Genomic DNA, 19,763 nt, shown 5'->3' with positions numbered 1-19,763 from the left:
AGGGCAAAATGGAGATCATTCGTTGCCTCAAGCGCTTTGTCGCGCGGGAGATCTTCGGCTATCTCTGCCGAGCCAGCAGGGCTCCCACGACAGTCCCTTCGACCTCTTGACCTTTATAGGAGCATCAATGCGTCGCTGATCGCGCCGTTTTCTTATGTCCAGCTGATCTGGGCCGGCACGCTCGGCTATCTGGTCTTCGGGTCGTTGCCGGATTCCTGGACGATCACGGGAGCCTGTCTCGTCGCCATGAGCGGTTTCTATACGGCCTATCGCGAGCGCATCCGCGCCATGCAAAAGCGGTTTTCGGCCTAGAGGCCGCCCGTTCAGGCTCCCGAATGCACGACGCGCAGGCGCGGACGTGCCGTGCGGCTGTAGAAGTTGATCTCCACGAACTCCCCGTCCGCCTGGCCTTCGACGAGGCGGTAGCCGAACTGCTCCACGAGGGCCCGTACCTGGCCCAGGTTGTCGTTCGAAATCTTGCGAGTGAATTCCGTCAGATCCTGGCTCATCAACGCTGCAACAATGCCGATCTCGACCCCCTGGTCGAAGTCGGCGCTCCGCGCCGGAAAGCGAAGCCGCATACCCTCAGCAAGATGGATGTGGTGCATGGGATCCTGGTCAGTTCACGCTTACAACAAGCCGCGTTTATCGGGCAGAAGATCCTACCGGTTGCTTAAAGTCCGGGAGGCGGTGGATCCCGGTCGGAAGCGTGGTTAATCCTTCGTGCAGATGCACGCGATGGATCCCGGAAGGCAGCTTTGCATTATTCCTCGACAGGTCCTTGCTTTCCCGGCGAAGCGGGTTCGGCACGGCCCACCTTTCGCATATCTTACGTGAGGCGCAGCATGAGGCGGCTATTGATGGGGATCGCGCTGGCAACCGGTCTGATGGGATCGGCAGCCCAGGCAGCCGATATGACGACCGTCTCCCGGTTCGAAGCCGGCCGGCTCCAAGCCGGTCGTGCCATCTCCCGGTTGACCGACCAAGGGCTCGGCTATTCCGTGCTGCACGATGCGCCAAGCGGTCCGCAGGGCTTCTACCGTGTGCACGTGACCTGCGCGATCGACGAGAGCTTTGTCCAGACCTATTGCCCGACTCCGGCCTATGCATCCTACTGCCCGAGGGCCCGGATCCTCTGTGCAGATGGCGGCCAGAGTGTTCAGGTGCTGCGGCTGAAATACTGAAGCGAGCCCTCTCGCACGCCATTGCCCACGTCCCCATGCGAGGCTCCGAGGGAGGGTCGTCTGCTTTTCCACGACGCGGCCTTGTATTCGCCGCAAGTGGGCGCTAGATAACCCTCTATCGACATTTGGCCGGACAATCGGGCCGTTACGCCTTGGCCTTCCAGGCGCACGTTCAGACACTCTTCCAAACATCGAGGAACCCGAGCGTGAGGTCGTGCGAAGGCACGTCCTTTGCTCACGTGCACTTCTAGCCTAACCAAGGATACTCCCATGATTACGGGCACCGTTAAGTTCTACAACGATCAAAAAGGCTTCGGCTTCATCCAGCCGGACGATGGCAGCAAGGACGTGTTCGTCCACGCCACCGCGCTCGAGCGTGCCGGCATCCGCGGCCTGCGCGAAGGCCAGAAGGTGTCCTTCGACACCGCCGAAGACCGCCGCTCCGGCAAGGTCGCCGTCAACAACATCCAGGCGGCATAATTTCCGTTGAAGCAGACGGCTTGGCATTCCGTGCCGCCTCGCAAAGCCGCCCGTCCAGGGCGGCTTTTTGCTTTTCGTCAAAGGAGGTTCTTTTGATCCACAAGTATTCCATGGGCCAACTCGTTCATGCCGCCGCGACACATTTTGCCGATCGCACGAGCGGCACCTACGAGGTCATCCGCCTGATGCCGGAGAACAGCAGCGGCGAGCTGGGCTATAGGATCCGCGATACTGTGAGCGGCGCCCAGCGCGCGGTCGGAGAATCGGAAATCCGCGCTGTCGATACAAAGCCGAGCGCCCAGAGCCATTGAGACTTACCTTCCAGACCGCATCCTATTAAGAACGCCTGCGTTCAGCGTGGACTCAGTCACTTTGCAAGACACGAAACAAAGCGGCGTCTATGGGACGCCACCGGCCGAACTGGCCGAGGTCCCGGCAGGGGCCATTCAGTTCTCCCCTCTGATTCCCGGTTCCGGACAGCTGGAGGCGCAGGAGGAGGGGTCATTCAGCGAAATGATCGTCCTGGCCCCGCCCGGAACCGTGGAGCGTCGCTACACCATGGCCCTGGCTTTGCGGGCGCTCGCGCCCGGCGGATCCCTGACAGTCCTCGCGCCCAAGGACAAGGGCGGCTCCCGGATTGCCAAGGAACTCAAGGGGTTCGGCTGCAATGTCGTTGAAACCTCGCGCCGTCATCACCGCATCTGCACCGGCGAGCGGCCCGCATGTCTGGTGGGTCTCGAGGAGGTGCTCGCCGAGGGCCATCCTCGCCGGGACGAAACTTTGGGCCTCTGGACCTGGCCCGGCGTGTTCAGCTGGAACCGCCGCGATCCCGGCAGCACCCTGCTGGAGCAGAACCTGCCGTCGCTTGGTGGCCGAGGCGCCGATTTCGGCTGCGGCATCGGTACTCTCGCCCGTGCCATCCTGGCCTCCCCCAAGGTCGAGCATCTGGCCATGCTCGATATCGACCGTCGTGCCGTCGAGATGGCGGCGCGCAACATCGACGATTCTCGGGCGGAACTTCGCTGGGCCGATATCCGCAGCGGCAGCGAACTGAAGGGGCTCGATTTCGTGGTGATGAACCCGCCGTTCCACGATGGTGGCGCCGAGGATCAGAGCCTGGGCCAGATCTTCATCCGTCGGGCCGCGGAGGCTCTCCGGCCGGGCGGTGTCGTCTGGCTCGTCGCGAACCGTCACCTGCCCTATGAGGCCGTGCTGAAGACCCTGTTCAAGCGCGTGATGCCGAAGATCGAAGCGAACGGCTACAAGATTTACGAGGCAGTCAAATGAGCAAGGTCCCGACGCTTCGTCTCGATCGGCTGCTCGCCAATATGGGCTACGGCTCGCGCCGCGAGGTGCAGCAGCTGGTCCATGCCGGCCTTGTCACGCTGGACGGAGCCGAGATCGAAGAGGCGGACGAGCGCATCGCCGTGACCCGCGACCTCTCGGAGCGGATGCGCGTCCAGGGCAAGCCGCTCGATCCGCCGCCCGGCCTGGCGCTGATGCTGCACAAGCCGTTGGGCGTCACCTGCTCGCACAAGGAAACCGGACCCCTGGTCTATGGCCTGCTCCCGGACCGCTGGCGCCGGCGCGACCCGGCCATCTCGACGATCGGGCGGCTCGACAAGGATACGTCGGGGCTGCTGCTCATGACCGATGACGGCAATCTGCTGCACCGGATCATCTCTCCTCGGGCGAACATCTCCAAGCGCTACCACGTGAGTCTCGATCGTCCCCTACGTGGCGACGAGGCGGAAATTTTTGCAGCCGGGACGCTGATGCTCGAGAGCGAGGACAAGCCCCTCCTGCCGGCGCAGCTGGAGGCGATCTCCGGCACCAGCGCCTACCTGACCCTGACGGAAGGCCGCTACCATCAGGTCCGACGCATGTTCGCGGCGGTCGGCAATCACGTCACGGCCCTTCACCGCGACCGGATCGGCGCCCTGGCGCTGCCGGAGGATCTGGAGCCCGGACAATATCGCCTGCTCGGCGAAGCCGATCTTGCCCTCCTCCTGCCGCCCGCCCAGGGGGCCTGAGCATATGAGGAGGAAGCGACCGGCGCGGCTGGGTCCCGTTGGCGCCGTTTACGGCGTTGCGGCAGCGATGAGCCCGGCGGTGTCGTAATACTCGTCGAAATCGACCGCCTTGCCGTCCCGGAAGCGCCAGATATCGACCTTTCTGGTATCTGCCACCTTGCCCGTTCCCTTATGGCGCCAGACGGCCCGTCCGACGACAGCCACCCGGTCGTCCTGGGCGATGAACTCGCTCATGGTATGGGAGACCATCTCCCAGTCATGCATGAGGTCTTCGAGGTAGGCGCGAACGCCGGACTTGCTGCTCCGGCGTGCCGTAAAAGGCACTTCCGGCGAACCGTCCGCCAGGGAGCCGAGACTGACATCATCGGCAATGATGTTCATCCAGCATTCGCAATCGCTGCCTTTGGTATGAACCCATTGGGCATAGGCTTCGCGGAGAATGGAAACATGATCGTCATGGGCCGTCATTGAGCTCTCCTATGGAAAGCAAGCTTGAGCGGGGCGCCCGGGCGGAATGGTTGAGACACGATCCATCGATTGTACAATGTCTATTACGACCTATGCGGCCAAGCTCCTTCGGCTCCTGCGAACGGCGCCCGATAAGCCTTTGAGAAAGGCTGCGGTTGCCCTGAAGCCTCCAGTCGGGTTAGGGAAGGTGAGGTTCGCCGCCTTGGAGCACCTTTGGCCCGGATGGACAGAGCATTGGCCCGATCCCGCATCTCTTTCTCCATCGTGCAGGCGTTGCTCGGGCTGATCTTCCTGGCTTGGCTCCCGGCTATCGACCATGCGAATTCCGGGGCTTCTCTTCTCATTCAACTCGAAGAAACCCTTCTGCTGTCAGACGTGTCCGACAGCGGGGAAGCGGACCGGGAGGCTAGTCCGGACGAGTGGAGCGATGGGAAGGGCAGTTCAGATGCTCTCGCTCCTGCGGGCATCGCTCTTGCGACCGGGGGCACGCTGGGGCAGGGAAACCGCTTCAGCCCCTGTCAGCCGGTCAATTTCAACGTTCTTGGATCCCTGCGCGCGACGGGACCTCCTCGCCTCTAAACTCGGTCTAGCTTGGCTGGAGGCAAGGTTTGGATGCTTCCGGTCGATTGTGTCGCGCGCCGGAAGCGGCGCCTCTCCTGTTTCTCGAGAACGGCTTTGAACCCTACGCTTGCCACTGCATCCGGCCGTTGCCGGTTCGCAGGCACGTCATGGTCGCTGTTCGTCTCGAACGCCAATTAAGTTCCCCGTCATGGAAGCTCTATTCCCTCAAGTCATCAAACTCCTCGGCATCATCTGGATCAACATCATTCTGTCTGGAGACAATGCCGTCGTCATTGCGCTTGCCTGCCGTGGCCTGCCGGAAGACAAGCGTCGCATCGGTATGATTCTCGGCGCCGGCGTCGCGGTCGGCCTGCGGATCATCTTTACGATCGTCGTGGCTGCGCTTCTTGCGACCCCGTTTCTAAAAATCGTCGGCGGTCTTCTCCTGCTCTGGATTGCCGTGAAGCTTCTGAATGGCGACGATGAAGAGGGAGGCGTAAAGGAAACCGACCGTCTCTGGCATGCGGTCTGGACCGTCGTGGTCGCCGATGCGGTCATGAGCCTGGACAATGTTCTGGCGATTGCCGCGGTGGCACAGGATTCCACCGCTCTGCTCGCCATTGGCCTTGCCATCTCCATTCCGCTCATCGTGGCCGGGGCTGCCCTCATTATGGCGCTCCTGGACCGGTTGCCCCTTCTCGTCTGGGCCGGGGCGGCCCTTCTGGGCTGGGTTGCCGGAGAGATGCTGATCTCTGATCCATGGTTGGTCGAGCAACTCGGTCAGGAATTTGGCCACAAGGCGGAAATCCCCACCGCCATCATCGGAGCCGCCCTGGTGCTCGCCATCGGCTATGTCTCGCGGCAGCGGACTGCGACCGACGAGGCTTAAAGCATCGGAGCCAAAGGTGGCCTCCACTTTTGGCTCCGATGCCCAATCCCTTAACGCGGCGCATCGTTCGAGGCGGAAGAGCCGGGGCCACTGTTCCGCACGGTGCGCTGGAACCTTTCAGACCATCTTTTCCTGGGTCCCAGGCCCTGCCGTGCCTCCGGGAGGGAGATGGAACGAAAGCGATTGCGGCCGCCCCGACGGAGGGACGGCCGCAGCCTCTCTCTTGCGGGCAGAGGTTGCCCTCAAGACCGTAATCGGGTAGGGAAGAAACAGGCCCATCGCCTCAAGCACCCGTAGCTCAGCTGGATAGAGCGTTGCCCTCCGAAGGCAAAGGTCACACGTTCGAATCGTGTCGGGTGCGCCAATCTCTCCAAAATATTAGCTGCCAAGTCCCTGGTGGGACCGAACGCCTTTTCCGGCATGCGGCTCCGGTTTGCAGTCGACAGATCCGTCCCGACGGCGAAGCGAAGACTCCTCGGCAGAGCAAACACCCCCGCGCGAATTGCGTGGCTTTCCAGACAGGTCGATCGTGACCTGCTTGCCGGAGATGGGGTCGAGAACGGTCATCGGACGTCGACTTTCTGGCTTGCACACAGCAATGCCTTCACACGAGAGGAAACGGTCCAATCCCCGCTCCGTTCACGAGACCCTTCGCGTCATGTGCGCTTCGGCACCAGGGCGGACGATGAACAATCCTAAACGGAAGTATTCATCCGCGTTTCATCCGTTTCCTATCAATGTCGTGAAGGCTTCGTCAGGAACGAAGTCGATCATGGTGACGTTGTTCACAGTCGTGAATCACCGGAGAATGCAATGTTTTCTTCGCGTATCTTGAAGATTGGCCTTTTGGCTTTGGCCCTTTCCGGAGCCGCAACCCTTGAATCAGTTCCGGTACAGGCTGGCGAGAGTACCGGAACCTGGCGCAATGGTATGGTGAATGGCCCTTACGGCCCCGGCTGGTATGAGCCAGGCGGTTCCTATTATGAGAATGCCCGGACCGTGCGTCGCAGAGCGTATGGACGCGAGCGCTATCGCCATCGTCCGTCCTATCACCATGCTCCAAACCGTTACTACGGAAACTCCTACTATCCGCGTCGCGAATATGGCTGGCCTGTGGAGCGGCCAAGGCCTGGCCGGGTCGATCGGGCGATCGAACAGGGGCTCCGATAGATCGCGCCTGCCTGTCCGAGATGCTCAAGTGAAAACACGTCGCTCCGATCTTTATGGGTGGGCGACGATTTTTGGACATCGCCGAAATCCGGCATGCTTGTCCCACACATCTCTCAACGCGTTCGACGCGCGATGATCCAGATCGCATGAACGATGCCTGGAATGTAGCCCAGGATCGTCAGGAGGATGTTGAGCCAGAATTGTCCACCCAGGCCGACGGTGAAGAACACGCCGACCGGTGGAAGCAGGATAGCGAGCAGGATGCGCAGAAGGTTTGCCATGGAATCGCGATGAGAGGTGAGACCGTGGAAAGAACGGCACCGTGGCCGTTCCGTTCCAGGGACCGGCAAGCGACATTGCGATCGTGACGCCGCCATCCGCGACGATCGTCTGCCCTGTCATGAGGCCAGCGGCGGAGAGGACAGAAAGGCGGCGGTGGTCGGTTCCCGCTGAAGCGTCAGCGGTCCCACCTGACGTTGAGAGCGCTCGTGACGAGCCGGTCGATGAGAACGGGCGCATCCGCGGCCATGCGCTCAATCCCCGTCACGGCCTGGCGTGTCATGCGTCCATTCAGGAACGCGTAATCCATCACGACGGTGCTTACCAATGCGAGCAGGGTCTTAAAAGCGCGCGAGGCGAAATCCGACCAGACCATGAAACCTCTCAGGCGAACTCGATTTGCCTCATGCGTGAAAGATCCGGCGGGATCAAGCTTTCGCGAGCATCCACTCGTGATCCGGATCGTTGTGGAACTTCCAGATCCGCTTCGGGCCCGCCATCACGTTCAGATAATAGAGTTCATAGCCATGCGGCGCGCCGACAGGGTGATAGCCCTTGGGCACCAGCACCACGTCGCCGTTCGCCGCCGCCAGCGTCTCGTCGAGGGAGCGGTCGTCCGTATAGACCCTCTGGAGCGCAAAGCCGGAGGGCGGATTGAGGCGGTGGTAATAGGTCTCTTCGAGCAGCGACTCGTTCGGCAGCATGTCCCGGTCGTGCTTGTGCGGCGGATAGCTCGACCAATGGCCCGACGGCGTGATGACCTCGACAACGAGCAGACTCTCCGCCGGCTCCGTCTCCGGCAGGATGTTGCGCACATGGCGCGTGTTGGTGCCCTGGCCGCGGGTTTCCTGACCCACCTGGTCAGGGCCGATCACGCGCGCTGGGAGCTTGCCTTCCGCAGGCGCCGTGCAGACGGCGATCTCGCAATCGGTCTGCGCCTCCAGGGACCATTCGGAGTGGGCGGGTGCATAGAGCGACCATGGATCCGCCTCGAATGGCGAGGTGCGTCCGCCGATCACGCCGAAATCCTGTCCCGAGGCCGCCACGCGTGCCTTGCCTGAAAGCAGGACGATGCAGGCTTCGCGGCCTTCCGTCGCCTGCCGTAAGCTCTGACCGCTTTTGAGCTGGTAGACCTCGAACCCTACATAGGTCCACTCGGCCGATTCAGGCGTGATGGCGTGGATGCGCCCTTGGTTATCAGGCTTCGACGGTTTGACGAGAAGCTTCGACATCGCATCTCTCCCTTATAGCAGGCCGGCTTCCTTGAGGTACCGGGTAAGATTGGCATAGCCCATCTTGGCATAGGTCAGCGGGTGGGCCTTCTTCGGGTCCTGCTCCGCCTCGATCACCACCCAGGCGCTATAGCCCGGCAGTTCCTTGAACACGGAAACGAAATCCACCATGCCGTCACCGGGCACCGTATAGACGCCTTCGATGACGGAATCGAGGAAACTCCAACCCTGCGCCCGCGACTTTTCCATCACGTCCTTGCGTACATCCTTCGTGTGCACGTGGCTGATGCGGCTGCGATAGCGGCGTGCGAGTGCCGCCGGGTTCGCGCCGCCCCAGGTAGCATGTCCCGTATCGAGCAGAAGGTGCACGGCTTCGCCGGTCGAGCGCATGAAGGCATCGATATCGGCCTCCGATTCCACGATGGTGCCCATGTGGTGGTGATAGACCACGCGTACGCCTTCCTGCAGGGTGCGCTCCGCCACCTGTGTCAGGCGGCGGCCGAACTCGGCCCAGTCGCCGGCTTGCATGACGGGACGCTGCGAGAGAGGCTTGGACCGGTCGCCATGGATGGCGTTCGAGGTCTCGGCGAAGACGAGCACGTTCGAACCCATGCTTTTGAGCAGATCGAGATGTGGGCGCAGCGCCTTCATCTCCGCCTCCGCATCACGCTTCAACAGCTCGGCGGAATACCAGCCGGACACGCAGGCGAGGCCGAACGGAGCCAGCGCCTTCTTCAGCGCTTCCGGCTCGCGTGGAAACTTGTTGCCGAGTTCCATGCCCTCAAAGCCCGCTTCCTTGGCCTCGGCGAGGCACACCTCCAGCGGCGTCTCGCCGCCGAGCTCCAGCATGTCGTCGTTGGACCAGCCGATGGGATTGGCCCCGATGCGGATCGTCATGTGCGTCTATCCTTCTTCACTCTTCCATGAGGTCCCCGGAATTTCATCCGAAAGGACCATTCGTTCATCCTCTTACCTCATCCTGAGGAGAGCCTTCAGGCCCATCTCGAAGGAGGTTCCAGAGAGCACTGGAGCCTCCTTCGAGACGCCGCTGGCGCGGCTCCTCAGGATGAGGGTGATGTTGTTTGAACCCGTCAGTCGCCCACGCGCTGCGCGCCGAGGGCATCTTCGTAATTCTTGCGTGCGGTCTTCACCTGATCGCGCACCGAAACCTCCGGCACCGCCACATCCCACCAATAGCCGCCTGCATCGGTGGAGGCGAGGGGATCGGTGTCGATGACAATGACGGTGCTGCGCTCGGCCTGACGTGCTTGTCGCAGCGCATCCTCCAGTTCGCCGATGCCCTTCACCTTGATCGTCTGCGCGCCGAGGCTGGCCGCATGGGCCGCGAAGTCCAACTCCGGGAGCGTCACATGGTTCGTGTGCTGCAGCAGGTTGTTGAAGCTTTCGCCGCCGGTGGCGCGCTGCAGGCGGTTGATGCAGCCGTAGCCGCGGTTGTCGAGCAGCACGACGGTAAGCTTCTGTCCCAGCATCACGGAGGTGGCGAGTTCCGAATTCATCATGAGATAGGATCCGTCGCCCACCATCACGATGACCTCTCGGGACGGATCGGCCATCTTCACGCCGAGGCCGCCTGCGATCTCGTATCCCATGCAGGAATAGCCGTATTCCATGTGATAGCCCAGCGCCGTGCTTGCTTTCCAATGCTTGTGCAGCTCGCCCGGCAGGCCACCGGCCGCGCAGACCACCACGTCGGTCGGCGATGAGGTTCGCTGCACCGCGCCGATCACCTGAGCATCGGACGGAAGCTCAGCATTGGTCGGGTCCGTGTAGCGCGCGGCGGACTCGAACCAGCGCGCCTTCTCGTCACGCGCCTTCGTCGTCCAGACTTCCGGCGCTTTCCAGCCGCCAAGCGCTTGGCTCAGTTCTTCAAGCCCCACGCGCGCATCGGCGACGAGCGGAACCGCATTGTGCTTGGTCGCGTCGAAAGCCTGCACGTTGAGGCCGACGATGCGCCGTTTCGGATTCTTGAACAGGGCCCAGGAGCCGGTGGTGAAATCCTGCAGGCGCGTGCCCACCGCGATCACGACGTCGGCCTCTTCGGCGAGCGCATTGGCGGCACCCGTGCCGGTGACGCCGATGGCGCCGAGGCTGGCTGGATGGTCATGCGGGATGCTCGACTTGCCGGCCTGCGTTTCGCCGATGAAGAGGCCGTGCTTCTGTGCGAAATCCGCCAGCACCCTTTCGGCATTCGAATAGAGCACGCCGCCGCCGGCGACGATGAAGGGCTTCTTCGCGTTGCGGACGAGATCGGCGGCTTCCGCGAGCTCTGTCTCATCGGGACGGATGCGGCGCGGGGTCCAGATCTTATCTGCAAAGAAGCTTTCCGGATAATCGTAGGCCTCGGTCTGCGTATCCTGGCAGAGGGCAAGCGTCACCGGACCACACTCGGCCGGGTCCGTGAGTACGGTCATGGCGCGCTGGAGCGCTGGTATGATCTGCTCGGGCCGCGTGATGCGGTCGAAATAGCGGGAAACGGGCCGGAAGCAATCGTTCGCCGAGACCGTGCCGTCGGAAAAGCTTTCGATCTGCTGCAGCACCGGGTCGGGCCTGCGACTGGCGAAGACGTCGCCGGGGAGGAGCAGCACGGGAAGGCGGTTCACATGGGCCACGGCAGCGGCCGTCACCATGTTCGTGGCGCCCGGGCCGATGGAGGTGGTGCAGGCCATCATGCGGCGCCGGCGCGAGGCCTTGGCAAACGCAATGGCCGCATGCGCCATGCCCTGCTCATTGTGGGCGCGGTAGGTGGGAAGCCGGTCGCGCACGCCGTGCAGCGCCTCGCCCATGCCGGCCACGTTGCCGTGGCCGAAGATGGCCCAGACGCCGCCGAAGAGCGGCAGGCTTGTTCCGTCGATTTCCGTCTTCTGTGCCGTCAGGAAGCGGGCAACGGCTTGCGCCATGGTCAGGCGGATCGTGCTCATACGGTTTCCTCTCGAATGGCGCTGGCAACCGAGGCGGCAGCGTTCTCAGGTTTTCTCGTCCGTGAAAAGAGGACAGAGCCAGGCAGAGGCTCCGCCCTTGGTATTAGGCAACCTTCGCGCGGGCGGATACCTTTTGCCATGAATCGACGAGGCGTTGAAAGCGTGAGGCCATGTCGTTGACGGCGGCTTCGTCCGACATCTCGCCCTTGAGCCAGCGCCGCGCGGCATCGTTGAAGATCGTCCGGCCCACGGCAAAGCCCTTCACCTGCGGCTCCTTGGCGGCCGCGGCAAAGGCGGCTTCCAGCTCGTCCTCGGGCGCTTCGAGTCCGAGCAGCACGATGCCGCGGCAGTAAGCGTCGTTCTCGGTGATCACGTCACCGATGGCATGCCAGGCGGCTTCGTCCCGCTGCGGCTCGAGCTTCCACCAATCGGGCTTGATGCCGAGATCGTAGAGGCGCTGCAGGATGCCGGCCACCGTATCGGTCTTGAGGGACCCATGCTTGCCCGCGATGATCTCCACCAGCAATTCGCGGCCGATGCGCCGCGCGGCGTCGTGCAGGCGAAGCAGGTCGCGTTCCTGGCGGTCCTTCAGTTCCGGCGGATCGTCCGGATGGTAGAAGCACAGGCATTTGATCGCGTGCCCGACCGGCCATTCCACGAGCTTCGCGCCGAGCGAGCCGCCGCCTTCGAAATCGAGCGGGCGCGAGCCCGGCAGCTCCACCGGGCGGCCGATCCAGAACGGATGATCGGCGGCGCGGAACAGGGCCTCGCGGCCATAGGTGCCGTCGATCAGCATGCCGAAGCCGGGGCGGCCACCCGCCACTCGCGCCGCAGCCTGCACGGCGAGAACCTTGAAGTCGGGAATGCGCTCGATGGGCGCGCCGATCTCCTTCGCCATCGCTTCCAGCTGCATGCGGTGATCGATGGCGAGCGCCATGAGCGTATCGGGTCGCGGTCTTCGCGTCGTCGCCCAGTGGATGTGATTGATCCCCTCGTCGAAGCGCAGCGCCTTGTGGCGGCTGCCCTGTTTCAGGAAGTGCTGCAGTTCGGGGAAGGTCGGGATCTCGGGCGAGCAGAGCAGGCGCGAGACCGCGAAGGCGCCGCTGGCATTGGCATAGGCACAGCAGGTCTCGAGCTTTTCATCCCGCAGCCATCCGCAGAGAAAGCCGGAGAGAAAGGCATCGCCGGCGCCGAGCACGTTATAGACTTCGACGGGAAAGCCCGGTCCCCTCACGCCATCGTCGAGCGAGGCGGGGATCTCACCCGGAAACACCACGCAGCCCATGGGGCCGCGCTTGCACACGATGGTGGCCTTCGAGATGGTCCGAATGGCCCGGATGGCGGCGAGCGTATCCTCGGACCCGCCCGCGATGTGCAGTTCCTCCTCGGTGCCGACGACGAGATCGCAATCGGCGAGGATCGGCTTCAAGTGCTCCGTCACCGCGTCCGAGCGCACATAGCGCGATTCGCCCGCGCCGTGGCCGAGAAGGCCCCAAAGGTTGGGGCGGTAATCCACGTCGAGCACCACCTTGCGGCCGTTCTCCTTCGCGATGCGGATCGCCTTCTTCTGCGCGGCGGCGGTCGTTTCCCGTGAAAAGTGCGTGCCGGTGACGACGATGGCGGCGGCGGACGCGATGAAGCTCTCGTCGATATCGTTCTCATTGAGCGCCATATCGGCGCAGTTGTCGCGATAGAAGATCAGCGGGAAGGAATCCTCGTCCCTGACGCCGAGAATCACGAGCGCTGTGAGGCGCTGCTCATCGGTGACGATGCCATCCGTCGCGACGCCTTCGCGCTCCATCTGCTCGCGGATGAAACGGCCCATGGCCTCGTCGCCCACCCGGGTCACGAGCCCTGATTTCAGGCCAAGTCGCGCCGTGCCGATGGCGATGTTCGCGGGGCATCCGCCGACCGCCTTGGAGAAGGAGGCCATGTCCTCAAGCCGCCCACCCACCTGCTGACCGTAGAGATCGACCGAGGCGCGGCCAATGGTGATCACATCCAGGGCTGGCTTCATGCTATTCCTCCCGCTCCCGGTCTTATAAACCGTGTGAGAGCCGCGCTTGGCTCTTGCCGTTATAGAACGTTTATTCTATTACCAGCTTATGTTGGAATATCAATTCCAAATTTGCCGTGAACCGGCAAAGAATCAGGGGGAAAACATGATCAGGATCGCCGTACTGGGCGCCGGCCGCATCGGCCGCATTCACGGGCGCAACGCCGCCAATCATCCCGATGCCCGCCTCGTTGCGGTGGCCGATCCGCATGCGCCTGCCGCGCAGGAGCTGGCAGCGGCGGCGGGCGCGGAGGTCGCGTCGCTCGATGCGATCGTCGAGCGTTCGGACGTGGACGCCATCCTCGTCTGCACGCCGACCACCACTCACGCCGATCTGATCGAGCGTGGCGCGCGCGCCGGCAAGGCCGTGTTCTGCGAGAAGCCGGTCGACCTGTCGAGCGAGCGCATCGAAACCTGTCTCGCCACCGTCGAGAAGGCGGGAACGCCGCTGATGATCGGCTTCAACCGCCGCTTCGATCCGAATTTCGCGTCCCTGCGCCGCCGCCTCGCCGACGGCGAAGTGGGCGAGGTGGAACTCGTCACCATTCTCTCCCGCGATCCCGGCCCGCCGCCGGTGAGCTACATCGCGACCTCCGGTGGCCTGTTCCGGGACATGATGATCCACGATCTCGACATGGCACGCTTCCTGCTGCTCGGCGATGAGCCGGTGGAAGTGCATGCGGTCGGCTCCTCCCTTGTCGATCCGGCTATCGGCCAGGCCGGCGATGTGGATACGGCCGCCGTAATGCTGAAGACCGCCAAGGGCCGGATCGTGCAGATCTCCAATTCCCGCCGCGCCACTTATGGTTACGACCAGCGAGTCGAAGTCCATGGCTCCAAGGGCATGATCCGCGCCGGCAACATCCACCGCACGACGGTGGAGGTGGCGAACGCCTTGGGCATCACCGCCGATCCCGTGCAGGACTTCTTCCTGGAACGCTATGCTGAAGCCTATCGCGATGAGCTCACCACGTTCCTGAACGCCATCCGCGACGGCAAGCCCTGCAGCCCCACTGGCCGCGATGGCCTAATGGCCCAGCGCCTTGCGGATGCCGCAACGGAATCGGCACAGAGCGGGAAGCCGGTCCGGCTTTGATCTCATACGCTATCCCAGGGTCGTGCCGGGGGAGCCTAGGATAAGCTGTGGGCCAAGTTATCCAAGTCATCACCGGCCTTGTGCCGGTGATCCCGATTGAGAGAAGCTCTCTTCTGATCGAGAGGGCCAGCGATCGAGAAGGCTAGGTCAACCCTGGCCGTGACAAAGATGACTTGAAGTCATCTCCGCCGCCCAAGTAGCGAGCGTTATCCTTCCGCCCGCTTCTCCGCCGTGCCGACGGCGAGCGCCATCGCCAGCGCAAACGAAGCGGAGAGCGACCGAAAGGCGCCGAAATCGGCCTCCGCCACTTCGAGCCAGACATCGGCATTCGTTACCAGCGGGCTGAAGGCCGAATCCGTGATCGCGACCACCGGCACATCGCGCTGCGCGGCAGCCGCAGCGAGATCGGCCGTGACGGGCGCATAGGGCGTGAAGCTGATGGCAAGCACCGCATCGCGCTTGGTGGCGATGGCGAGCTGCTCGGGGCCGAGCTGGCCGACATGGTCGATGAGGATGGCCCGCACTCCCAGCTTCCCGAAGGCATAGGCGCAATAGGCGATGACCGGGAACACTCGCCGGGCGCCCAGGAGATAGACGGTATCGGCCTTAGCCAATGTCTCGATAGCGCGGGAGAGTTCCTCGGGCCGCACGGAGGCCTGCATCCTCTCCAGGGAGACGGCTGCGGCACTGGTGAAGCCTTCGAGCAGCGACGCCGCATGAACGTGGTGCCCCTCGGCATCGCGCAGACCCCTCAGGCGCTCGCGGTAGTCTGGAAAGCGCTCCCGCAGGCGGTCGCGGAAGATCTGCTGCAGGTGAGAGAAGCCGTCATAGCCGAGGCTCTTGGCGAAACGCACGAGGGTGGACGGCTGCACGCCGGCGTGTTCGGCAATGCCGGCCACCGTTCCGAAGGCCACATCCTCAGGGTGCTCGAGAGCGAAGGCGGCGATCTGCTTCAATCGCTTCGGCATCGACTCACGGCGGCTGAGCAGGAGTGTTCGAAGTCCGTCAAAATCGTCTGGGGTCTCCGTCACTATCGCTTCCGCGCCGCCCATGCTGTCCTCGGTTTCCATCGCAGGCCTCAAGACGTCAGATCGGCCTTGACACCGATCCTACAAAAATGGAATAAAAATTCCAATATAGAAACAAAAAGGTTCTGACGTTCCGTTTCAGCGGACGATCGGATCGGCAGAGGGAACGCTGTACGGACGGTGATTCGCCCTTCGGCTCATTTGTTTTCTCTCTGCCTCTTGAGGCAAGCGGCAAGGCCGCGGCGTTCGCTGCAACGCACAGGCGTTGCGGTGCTCGCGTGAGAACCATCTGGGAGGAAGCACATGAAATCATTCGTTACCGGTCTGGCTGCCGCGGCAGCTCTGACCCTCGCCACCGCCGCTCCGGCGGCCGCGCAGCAGAATTCCCGCATTATCGTCGTCAGCCATGGACAGGCCAATGACCCGTTCTGGTCGGTGGTGAAGAACGGCGTGGCAGCGGCCGGCCAGGACATGAAGGTTCAGGTCGATTACCGTGCGCCCGAGACCTTCGATATGGTCGCCATGGGCCAGCTCATCGACGCGGCCGTGAACCAGAAGCCGGCCGGTCTGATCGTCTCGATCCCCGACGCCTCGGCGCTTGGCCCGTCGATCCAGAAGGCGGTGGCCGCAGGCATTCCGGTAATCTCCATGAATTCCGGCTCCGACGTGTCGAAGAAGCTCGGCGCGCTGCTCCATGTGGGTCAGGACGAGGTTGAGGCCGGTCGCATCGCAGGCGCCAAGCTCAAGGAGATGGGCGGCAAAGTCGGCCTCTGCGTGAACCAAGAGGTCGGCAACGTCTCGCTCGATCTGCGCTGCAAGGGCTTCACGGAAGGCTTCGGCGGCAAGGTGACGGTTCTCCCCGTCACGAATGATCCGGCAGATATACGGGCCAAGGTGAAGGCGGCGGTTGCTGCAGACGCGTCCGTCGATACGATCCTGGCGCTCGGCGCGGGCACGGCGGGCGAGCCCTCGGTCGCGGCGGTGAAGGAGGCAGGCAAGACTGGCGCCATCCGTGTCGCCACCTTCGACATGTCGGCCGGCTTCCTCAAGTCGGTGGCCAACGGTGAGGCCGTCTTCGCCATCGACCAGCAGCAATACCTGCAGGGCTATTTGCCGGTGGTGCTTCTGGCGAACTACGCCAAGTACGGCCTGATGCCCGGCGGCGATGTGGCCTCCGGCCCGAACCTGATCACGAAGGAAAAGGCCAATCAGGTGGTCGAGCTGTCCGCCAAGGGCATTCGCTGATCGTTGCCCGAGCCCGCGATCTTGTGATCGCGGGCTTCTCTTTTTCATGGATTCATATGGGGAGGCGCTCATGGTCAACACCACCCAGCCGACCGCCGATCTTGCACCGGCCACAGCCGTCAAGAAGATCCAGGACGAGCGCCTGCGGGAGGTCTCCCTTCTCACCAAGATCATGCGGCGGCCCGAGCTCGGCGCGCTTGCCGGTCTCGTCCTGGTCACGATCTTCTTTCTCTCCACCGCCGACGCGTCCATGTTCACGCTCGCGGGCATCATGAATATCCTGTCGCCCGCCTCGCAGCTCGGAATCCTGGCGATTGCGGCGGCTCTGCTGATGATCGGCGGCGAGTTCGATCTCTCCATCGGCTCGATGGTGGCCTTCACCGGCCTCGTCTTCGGCGCCTTCATCACGCTCAGCGGCTGGCCTCTGCTTTTGGCCATTCTCGCCACTTTCGTCGTCGCAGCCGTGCTCGGCGGCTTGAACGGCCAAATGGTGATCCGCACCAGGCTTCCTTCGTTCATCGTCACGCTCGCCTTCCTGTTCATCCTGCGCGGTCTCTCGCTCGTCGGGTTGAAGTGGGCGACCGGCGGATCGACCCAGATGCGCAGCATCGGCGATCAGGCTGGCGAAGGTCTCATCCGCGAACTCTTCTCGGGCGTTGCCTTCGAGGGTGTATTCTCCTGGCTCGCAGCGCACGACATCATCGCCAAGTTTCCGAACGGTACACCGACCGTGACGGGCATGCCGGTCTCCATCGTCTGGTTCATTGGCTTTGCGCTCGTCGCCACTTGGCTTCTCCTGCGCACGCGTGCCGGCAACTGGATCTTCGCGGCAGGCGGCGATGCCAATGCGGCGCGCAATTCCGGTGTGCCGGTGGACCGGGTGAAGACGGCGCTGTTCATGCTCACTGCCGCTGCGGCCGCCCTCGTGGCTATTCTCACCGTGCTCGATGCGGGCTCCACCGATGCGCGGCGCGGCTTCCAAAAGGAGTTCGAGGCGATCATCGCGGCGGTGATCGGCGGATGTTTGCTCACCGGCGGCTACGGCTCGGCCATCGGTGCCTTCTTCGGCGCCATCATCTTCGGCATGGTCTCGATCGGACTGACCTACACGCGTTTCGATTCCGACTGGTTCCAGGTTTTCTTGGGCGCCATGCTGCTGCTCGCAGTGCTGTTCAACAACTTCATCCGCCGCAAGGTGACGGGAGAGCGCTGATGGACAAAGAAGCTCCTCTCATCGAGATCCGCAACCTCGTCAAGCATTTCGGCTCGGTGATCGCGCTCTCGGGCGTATCGCTTTCCGTTCATCGCGGCGAGGTCATGTGCCTGCTCGGCGACAACGGCGCCGGCAAGTCGACGCTGATCAAGACGCTGGCCGGCGTGCACAAGCCGACCTCGGGCGACTTCCTGGTCGAAGGTCGGCCGGTGTCGTTCGCCAGCCCGCGCGATGCGCTCGATACGGGCATCGCAACGGTCTATCAGGATCTTGCGATGATCCCCCTCATGTCGGTCACGCGCAACTTCTTCATGGGCCGCGAGCCGGTGAAGGGCATCTGGCCGTTCCGCAATGTGGATTTCGACCATTGCGACGAGGTCACGCGAGAGGAGATGCACAAGATCGGCATCGACGTGCGCGATCCCCACCAGGCCGTTGGCACCCTCTCCGGCGGCGAGCGCCAATGCGTGGCGATCGCGCGCGCGGTTTATTTCGGTGCGAAGGTGCTGATCCTCGACGAGCCGACTTCGGCGCTGGGCGTGGCGCAGACCTCCATGGTGCTCAAGTACATCCACCAAGTGCGTCAAAAAGGCCTCGGCGTGATCTTCATCACGCACAACGTGCGTCACGCCTACGCGGTGGGCGACCGCTTCACGGTGCTCAACCGCGGCAAGACGCTGGGCACTTATGAAAAGTCGCAGATTCCGATCGACGAGCTGCAGAACCTCATGGCCGGCGGCAAGGAGTTGCAGGCGGTGTCGGAAGAGCTAGGTGGGATGGTCTGATAGATCACATCTAGCCCAACCTTCATCCTGAGTAGCCTGCTACGCGACCTCCTCAGAGGCTGAATGATAAAGGGCCCGCTGCTTCTTCCCGTCATCACCGGCCTTGTGCCGGTGATCCCGATGGAATGAGGCGGTAGCACTCTTCCCACCGGGATGGCCGTGACACGCCCGGCCATGACGGCGAGGGAGGCCGAACATCGAGCCAGCCTCTCAGGATGAGGGCATCCCCATCAAGTCAGGAGCATGACGCATGACATCACTCGGCATAGGCCTCATCGGCACCGGCTACATGGGCAAGTGCCATGCCTTGGCCTGGAACGCCGTTGCGGCGGTCTTCGGGGACGTGGATCGGCCACGCCTTGCGGTCTTGGCGGAAACCTCGCAGGAACTCGCTGAGAGGAAAGCGCGTGAACTCGGCTTTGCGCGCGCCACCGGCGACTGGCGCTCTCTCGTCACCGATCCGGCTGTCGACGTGGTGTCGATCACCACGCCTAACGCCTTCCATCCCGAGATGGCGATCGCGGCGCTGGAGGCGGGCAAGCATGTCTGGTGCGAGAAGCCGATGGCAACGCGCCTGCCCGATGCGGAGCGGATGCTCGCCGCCGCCCGGGCCTCGGGCAGGGTCGCAGCCCTCGGTTACAACTACATCCAGAACCCCGTCATCCGTCTGATCCGCCGTCTTCTCGACGAGGGCCGGATCGGCGAGGTCCATCATGTGCGCCTTGAGATGGACGAGGATTTCATGGCGAACCCAGAGGAGTTCTTCTACTGGAAGAGCGAGGCGACTTCCGGCCATGGCGCGCTCGACGATTTCGGCGTCCATGCGCTGAGCCTGATCCGGATCCTGTTCGGCGGCGTGCGTCGTGTCTGCGGGCATATGGCGAAGCCATATGCGGATCGCCCGGTAAACGGTGGCGGCCGCCGAGCCGTCGAGACCTACGACATCGCCACCGCCCTAGAGCGCGTTGACATTCAGGCTTTCGACGGACTCGCAAATCTGATTCAAGCTCCTTTTGGGCGCGGAGGCTTGGGTGAGCGGAGTTCGTCTGATGTTGAAAGATCACCAGTGGGATCGGATGGAGCCGCATTTGCCGGGCAAACGCAT

22 protein-coding genes, 1 tRNA gene and 1 pseudogene are annotated in these 19,763 nt (G+C 63.1%); 15 read left to right on the top strand and 9 right to left on the bottom strand.

What is annotated here, in order from left to right; all coding sequences use genetic code 11:
- Nucleotides 1-312: pseudogene (locus FS320_RS46100) on the top strand (hypothetical protein); the annotation flags it as partial.
- An 11-nt stretch (nucleotides 313-323) separates the two neighbouring features.
- Here FS320_RS46100 and FS320_RS23165 read toward each other — a convergent pair.
- Nucleotides 324-608 (bottom strand): hypothetical protein, encoded by a 285-nt coding sequence (locus tag FS320_RS23165; RefSeq protein WP_152714291.1) that lies wholly within the window; start codon nucleotides 606-608, stop codon nucleotides 324-326.
- 237 nt (nucleotides 609-845) lie between these two features.
- Here FS320_RS23165 and FS320_RS23160 point away from each other — a divergent pair, with 237 nt between their 5' ends.
- The 5 genes from FS320_RS23160 to FS320_RS23140 all read left to right on the top strand — a co-directional run bounded on the left by FS320_RS23160 (nucleotide 846) and on the right by FS320_RS23140 (nucleotide 3,697).
- Nucleotides 846-1,184 (top strand): hypothetical protein, encoded by a 339-nt coding sequence (locus FS320_RS23160; RefSeq protein WP_152714290.1) that lies wholly within the window; start codon nucleotides 846-848, stop codon nucleotides 1,182-1,184.
- Between the two features lie 270 nt (nucleotides 1,185-1,454).
- The gene (locus FS320_RS23155; protein ID WP_152714289.1) at nucleotides 1,455-1,664 is read left to right on the top strand and encodes a cold-shock protein; all 210 of its coding nucleotides are present in this window, start codon (nucleotides 1,455-1,457) and stop codon (nucleotides 1,662-1,664) included.
- Nucleotides 1,665-1,756: 92 nt separating this feature from the next.
- Nucleotides 1,757-1,975, top strand: coding sequence for a hypothetical protein (locus FS320_RS23150; RefSeq protein ID WP_192926321.1), 219 nt, complete (start codon nucleotides 1,757-1,759; stop codon nucleotides 1,973-1,975).
- 61 nt (nucleotides 1,976-2,036) lie between these two features.
- Entirely contained in the window at nucleotides 2,037-2,951 is a 915-nt protein-coding gene (locus FS320_RS23145) for a class I SAM-dependent methyltransferase (RefSeq protein ID WP_162866298.1), read from the top strand.
- The gene (locus tag FS320_RS23140; protein ID WP_152714287.1) at nucleotides 2,948-3,697 is read left to right on the top strand and encodes a pseudouridine synthase; all 750 of its coding nucleotides are present in this window, start codon (nucleotides 2,948-2,950) and stop codon (nucleotides 3,695-3,697) included. The genes FS320_RS23145 and FS320_RS23140 overlap by 4 nt, the downstream gene beginning before the upstream one ends.
- Before the next feature lie 48 nt (nucleotides 3,698-3,745).
- Here the strand turns inward: FS320_RS23140 and FS320_RS23135 are convergent, their stop codons facing one another.
- Nucleotides 3,746-4,165 (bottom strand): nuclear transport factor 2 family protein, encoded by a 420-nt coding sequence (locus tag FS320_RS23135; protein WP_152714286.1) that lies wholly within the window; start codon nucleotides 4,163-4,165, stop codon nucleotides 3,746-3,748.
- 234 nt (nucleotides 4,166-4,399) lie between these two features.
- Here FS320_RS23135 and FS320_RS23130 point away from each other — a divergent pair, with 234 nt between their 5' ends.
- From FS320_RS23130 to FS320_RS23115, 4 genes are all read left to right on the top strand, one after another.
- Complete coding sequence (locus FS320_RS23130) at nucleotides 4,400-4,744, top strand: hypothetical protein (RefSeq protein WP_152714285.1); 345 nt, start codon at nucleotides 4,400-4,402, stop codon at nucleotides 4,742-4,744.
- 190 nt (nucleotides 4,745-4,934) lie between these two features.
- Nucleotides 4,935-5,615, top strand: coding sequence for a TerC family protein (locus FS320_RS23125; RefSeq protein ID WP_152714284.1), 681 nt, complete (start codon nucleotides 4,935-4,937; stop codon nucleotides 5,613-5,615).
- Nucleotides 5,616-5,902: 287 nt separating this feature from the next.
- Nucleotides 5,903-5,979 (top strand) — tRNA-Arg (locus FS320_RS23120).
- 449 nt (nucleotides 5,980-6,428) lie between these two features.
- Entirely contained in the window at nucleotides 6,429-6,785 is a 357-nt protein-coding gene (locus tag FS320_RS23115; protein ID WP_152714283.1) for a hypothetical protein, read from the top strand.
- 113 nt (nucleotides 6,786-6,898) lie between these two features.
- Here FS320_RS23115 and FS320_RS23110 read toward each other — a convergent pair whose 3' ends face one another.
- From FS320_RS23110 to FS320_RS23085, 6 genes are all read right to left on the bottom strand, one after another.
- Nucleotides 6,899-7,066 carry a YqaE/Pmp3 family membrane protein gene (locus FS320_RS23110; protein WP_152714282.1) on the bottom strand — a complete coding sequence of 56 codons (168 nt, stop codon included), beginning with the start codon at nucleotides 7,064-7,066 and terminating at the stop codon, nucleotides 6,899-6,901.
- A gap of 176 nt (nucleotides 7,067-7,242) precedes the next feature.
- Nucleotides 7,243-7,440, bottom strand: coding sequence for a hypothetical protein (locus FS320_RS23105; protein WP_152714281.1), 198 nt, complete (start codon nucleotides 7,438-7,440; stop codon nucleotides 7,243-7,245).
- Nucleotides 7,441-7,492: 52 nt separating this feature from the next.
- Nucleotides 7,493-8,296 carry a 5-deoxy-glucuronate isomerase gene (iolB, locus tag FS320_RS23100; RefSeq protein WP_152714280.1) on the bottom strand — a complete coding sequence of 268 codons (804 nt, stop codon included), beginning with the start codon at nucleotides 8,294-8,296 and terminating at the stop codon, nucleotides 7,493-7,495.
- A gap of 12 nt (nucleotides 8,297-8,308) precedes the next feature.
- Nucleotides 8,309-9,193 (bottom strand): myo-inosose-2 dehydratase, encoded by an 885-nt coding sequence (iolE, locus tag FS320_RS23095; RefSeq protein ID WP_152714279.1) that lies wholly within the window; start codon nucleotides 9,191-9,193, stop codon nucleotides 8,309-8,311.
- Nucleotides 9,194-9,387: 194 nt separating this feature from the next.
- Nucleotides 9,388-11,235 carry a 3D-(3,5/4)-trihydroxycyclohexane-1,2-dione acylhydrolase (decyclizing) gene (iolD, locus tag FS320_RS23090; RefSeq protein ID WP_152714278.1) on the bottom strand — a complete coding sequence of 616 codons (1,848 nt, stop codon included), beginning with the start codon at nucleotides 11,233-11,235 and terminating at the stop codon, nucleotides 9,388-9,390.
- A gap of 103 nt (nucleotides 11,236-11,338) precedes the next feature.
- Complete coding sequence (locus tag FS320_RS23085) at nucleotides 11,339-13,252, bottom strand: bifunctional 5-dehydro-2-deoxygluconokinase/5-dehydro-2-deoxyphosphogluconate aldolase (protein WP_152714277.1); 1,914 nt, start codon at nucleotides 13,250-13,252, stop codon at nucleotides 11,339-11,341.
- Nucleotides 13,253-13,397: 145 nt separating this feature from the next.
- Between FS320_RS23085 and iolG the strand changes: the two genes are divergently transcribed.
- The gene (gene iolG / locus FS320_RS23080) at nucleotides 13,398-14,387 is read left to right on the top strand and encodes an inositol 2-dehydrogenase (RefSeq protein ID WP_152714276.1); all 990 of its coding nucleotides are present in this window, start codon (nucleotides 13,398-13,400) and stop codon (nucleotides 14,385-14,387) included.
- Nucleotides 14,388-14,593: 206 nt separating this feature from the next.
- On the opposite strand, the gene FS320_RS23075 is transcribed toward iolG, so the two are convergent.
- Nucleotides 14,594-15,457 carry a MurR/RpiR family transcriptional regulator gene (locus FS320_RS23075; protein WP_152714275.1) on the bottom strand — a complete coding sequence of 288 codons (864 nt, stop codon included), beginning with the start codon at nucleotides 15,455-15,457 and terminating at the stop codon, nucleotides 14,594-14,596.
- 261 nt (nucleotides 15,458-15,718) lie between these two features.
- On the opposite strand from FS320_RS23075, the gene FS320_RS23070 reads away from it, so the two are divergent.
- The 4 genes from FS320_RS23070 to FS320_RS23055 form a co-directional block, all read left to right on the top strand.
- Complete coding sequence (locus FS320_RS23070; RefSeq protein WP_152714274.1) at nucleotides 15,719-16,660, top strand: sugar ABC transporter substrate-binding protein; 942 nt, start codon at nucleotides 15,719-15,721, stop codon at nucleotides 16,658-16,660.
- 70 nt (nucleotides 16,661-16,730) lie between these two features.
- Nucleotides 16,731-17,873: an ABC transporter permease gene (locus tag FS320_RS23065; RefSeq protein ID WP_244627315.1), complete on the top strand. Its 1,143-nt coding sequence runs from the start codon at nucleotides 16,731-16,733 to the stop codon at nucleotides 17,871-17,873.
- The gene (locus FS320_RS23060; RefSeq protein WP_192926320.1) at nucleotides 17,873-18,658 is read left to right on the top strand and encodes an ATP-binding cassette domain-containing protein; all 786 of its coding nucleotides are present in this window, start codon (nucleotides 17,873-17,875) and stop codon (nucleotides 18,656-18,658) included. Before FS320_RS23065 ends, FS320_RS23060 begins: the two co-directional genes overlap by 1 nt.
- A gap of 250 nt (nucleotides 18,659-18,908) precedes the next feature.
- The coding region (locus FS320_RS23055; protein ID WP_152714273.1) for a Gfo/Idh/MocA family protein at nucleotides 18,909-19,763 on the top strand (855 nt) is incomplete at its 3' end.

Origin of the sequence: Microvirga tunisiensis (genome assembly GCF_009296175.1) — a bacterium.
Taxonomy (GTDB): domain Bacteria; phylum Pseudomonadota; class Alphaproteobacteria; order Rhizobiales; family Beijerinckiaceae; genus Microvirga; species Microvirga tunisiensis.
Note: the sequence above shows the minus strand (reverse complement) of the source record. Positions and strands in the feature narration are given on the sequence as shown.

Excerpts from the sequence above, each read along its gene's own strand:
- FS320_RS23165 (WP_152714291.1), bottom strand. The coding sequence starts at position 608 with ATGCACCACATCCATCTTGCTGAGGGTATGCGGCTTCGCTTTCCGGCG.
- FS320_RS23160 (WP_152714290.1), top strand. The coding sequence starts at position 846 with ATGAGGCGGCTATTGATGGGGATCGCGCTGGCAACCGGTCTGATGGGA.
- FS320_RS23155 (WP_152714289.1), top strand. The coding sequence starts at position 1,455 with ATGATTACGGGCACCGTTAAGTTCTACAACGATCAAAAAGGCTTCGGC.
- FS320_RS23140 (WP_152714287.1), top strand. The coding sequence starts at position 2,948 with ATGAGCAAGGTCCCGACGCTTCGTCTCGATCGGCTGCTCGCCAATATG.
- FS320_RS23135 (WP_152714286.1), bottom strand. The coding sequence starts at position 4,165 with ATGACGGCCCATGACGATCATGTTTCCATTCTCCGCGAAGCCTATGCC.
- FS320_RS23125 (WP_152714284.1), top strand. The coding sequence starts at position 4,935 with ATGGAAGCTCTATTCCCTCAAGTCATCAAACTCCTCGGCATCATCTGG.
- FS320_RS23115 (WP_152714283.1), top strand. The coding sequence starts at position 6,429 with ATGTTTTCTTCGCGTATCTTGAAGATTGGCCTTTTGGCTTTGGCCCTT.
- FS320_RS23110 (WP_152714282.1), bottom strand. The coding sequence starts at position 7,066 with ATGGCAAACCTTCTGCGCATCCTGCTCGCTATCCTGCTTCCACCGGTC.
- FS320_RS23105 (WP_152714281.1), bottom strand. The coding sequence starts at position 7,440 with ATGGTCTGGTCGGATTTCGCCTCGCGCGCTTTTAAGACCCTGCTCGCA.
- iolB (WP_152714280.1), bottom strand. The coding sequence starts at position 8,296 with ATGTCGAAGCTTCTCGTCAAACCGTCGAAGCCTGATAACCAAGGGCGC.
- iolE (WP_152714279.1), bottom strand. The coding sequence starts at position 9,193 with ATGACGATCCGCATCGGGGCCAATCCCATCGGCTGGTCCAACGACGAC.
- iolD (WP_152714278.1), bottom strand. The coding sequence starts at position 11,235 with ATGAGCACGATCCGCCTGACCATGGCGCAAGCCGTTGCCCGCTTCCTG.
- FS320_RS23085 (WP_152714277.1), bottom strand. The coding sequence starts at position 13,252 with ATGAAGCCAGCCCTGGATGTGATCACCATTGGCCGCGCCTCGGTCGAT.
- iolG (WP_152714276.1), top strand. The coding sequence starts at position 13,398 with ATGATCAGGATCGCCGTACTGGGCGCCGGCCGCATCGGCCGCATTCAC.
- FS320_RS23075 (WP_152714275.1), bottom strand. The coding sequence starts at position 15,457 with ATGGAAACCGAGGACAGCATGGGCGGCGCGGAAGCGATAGTGACGGAG.
- FS320_RS23070 (WP_152714274.1), top strand. The coding sequence starts at position 15,719 with ATGAAATCATTCGTTACCGGTCTGGCTGCCGCGGCAGCTCTGACCCTC.
- FS320_RS23065 (WP_244627315.1), top strand. The coding sequence starts at position 16,731 with ATGGTCAACACCACCCAGCCGACCGCCGATCTTGCACCGGCCACAGCC.
- FS320_RS23060 (WP_192926320.1), top strand. The coding sequence starts at position 17,873 with ATGGACAAAGAAGCTCCTCTCATCGAGATCCGCAACCTCGTCAAGCAT.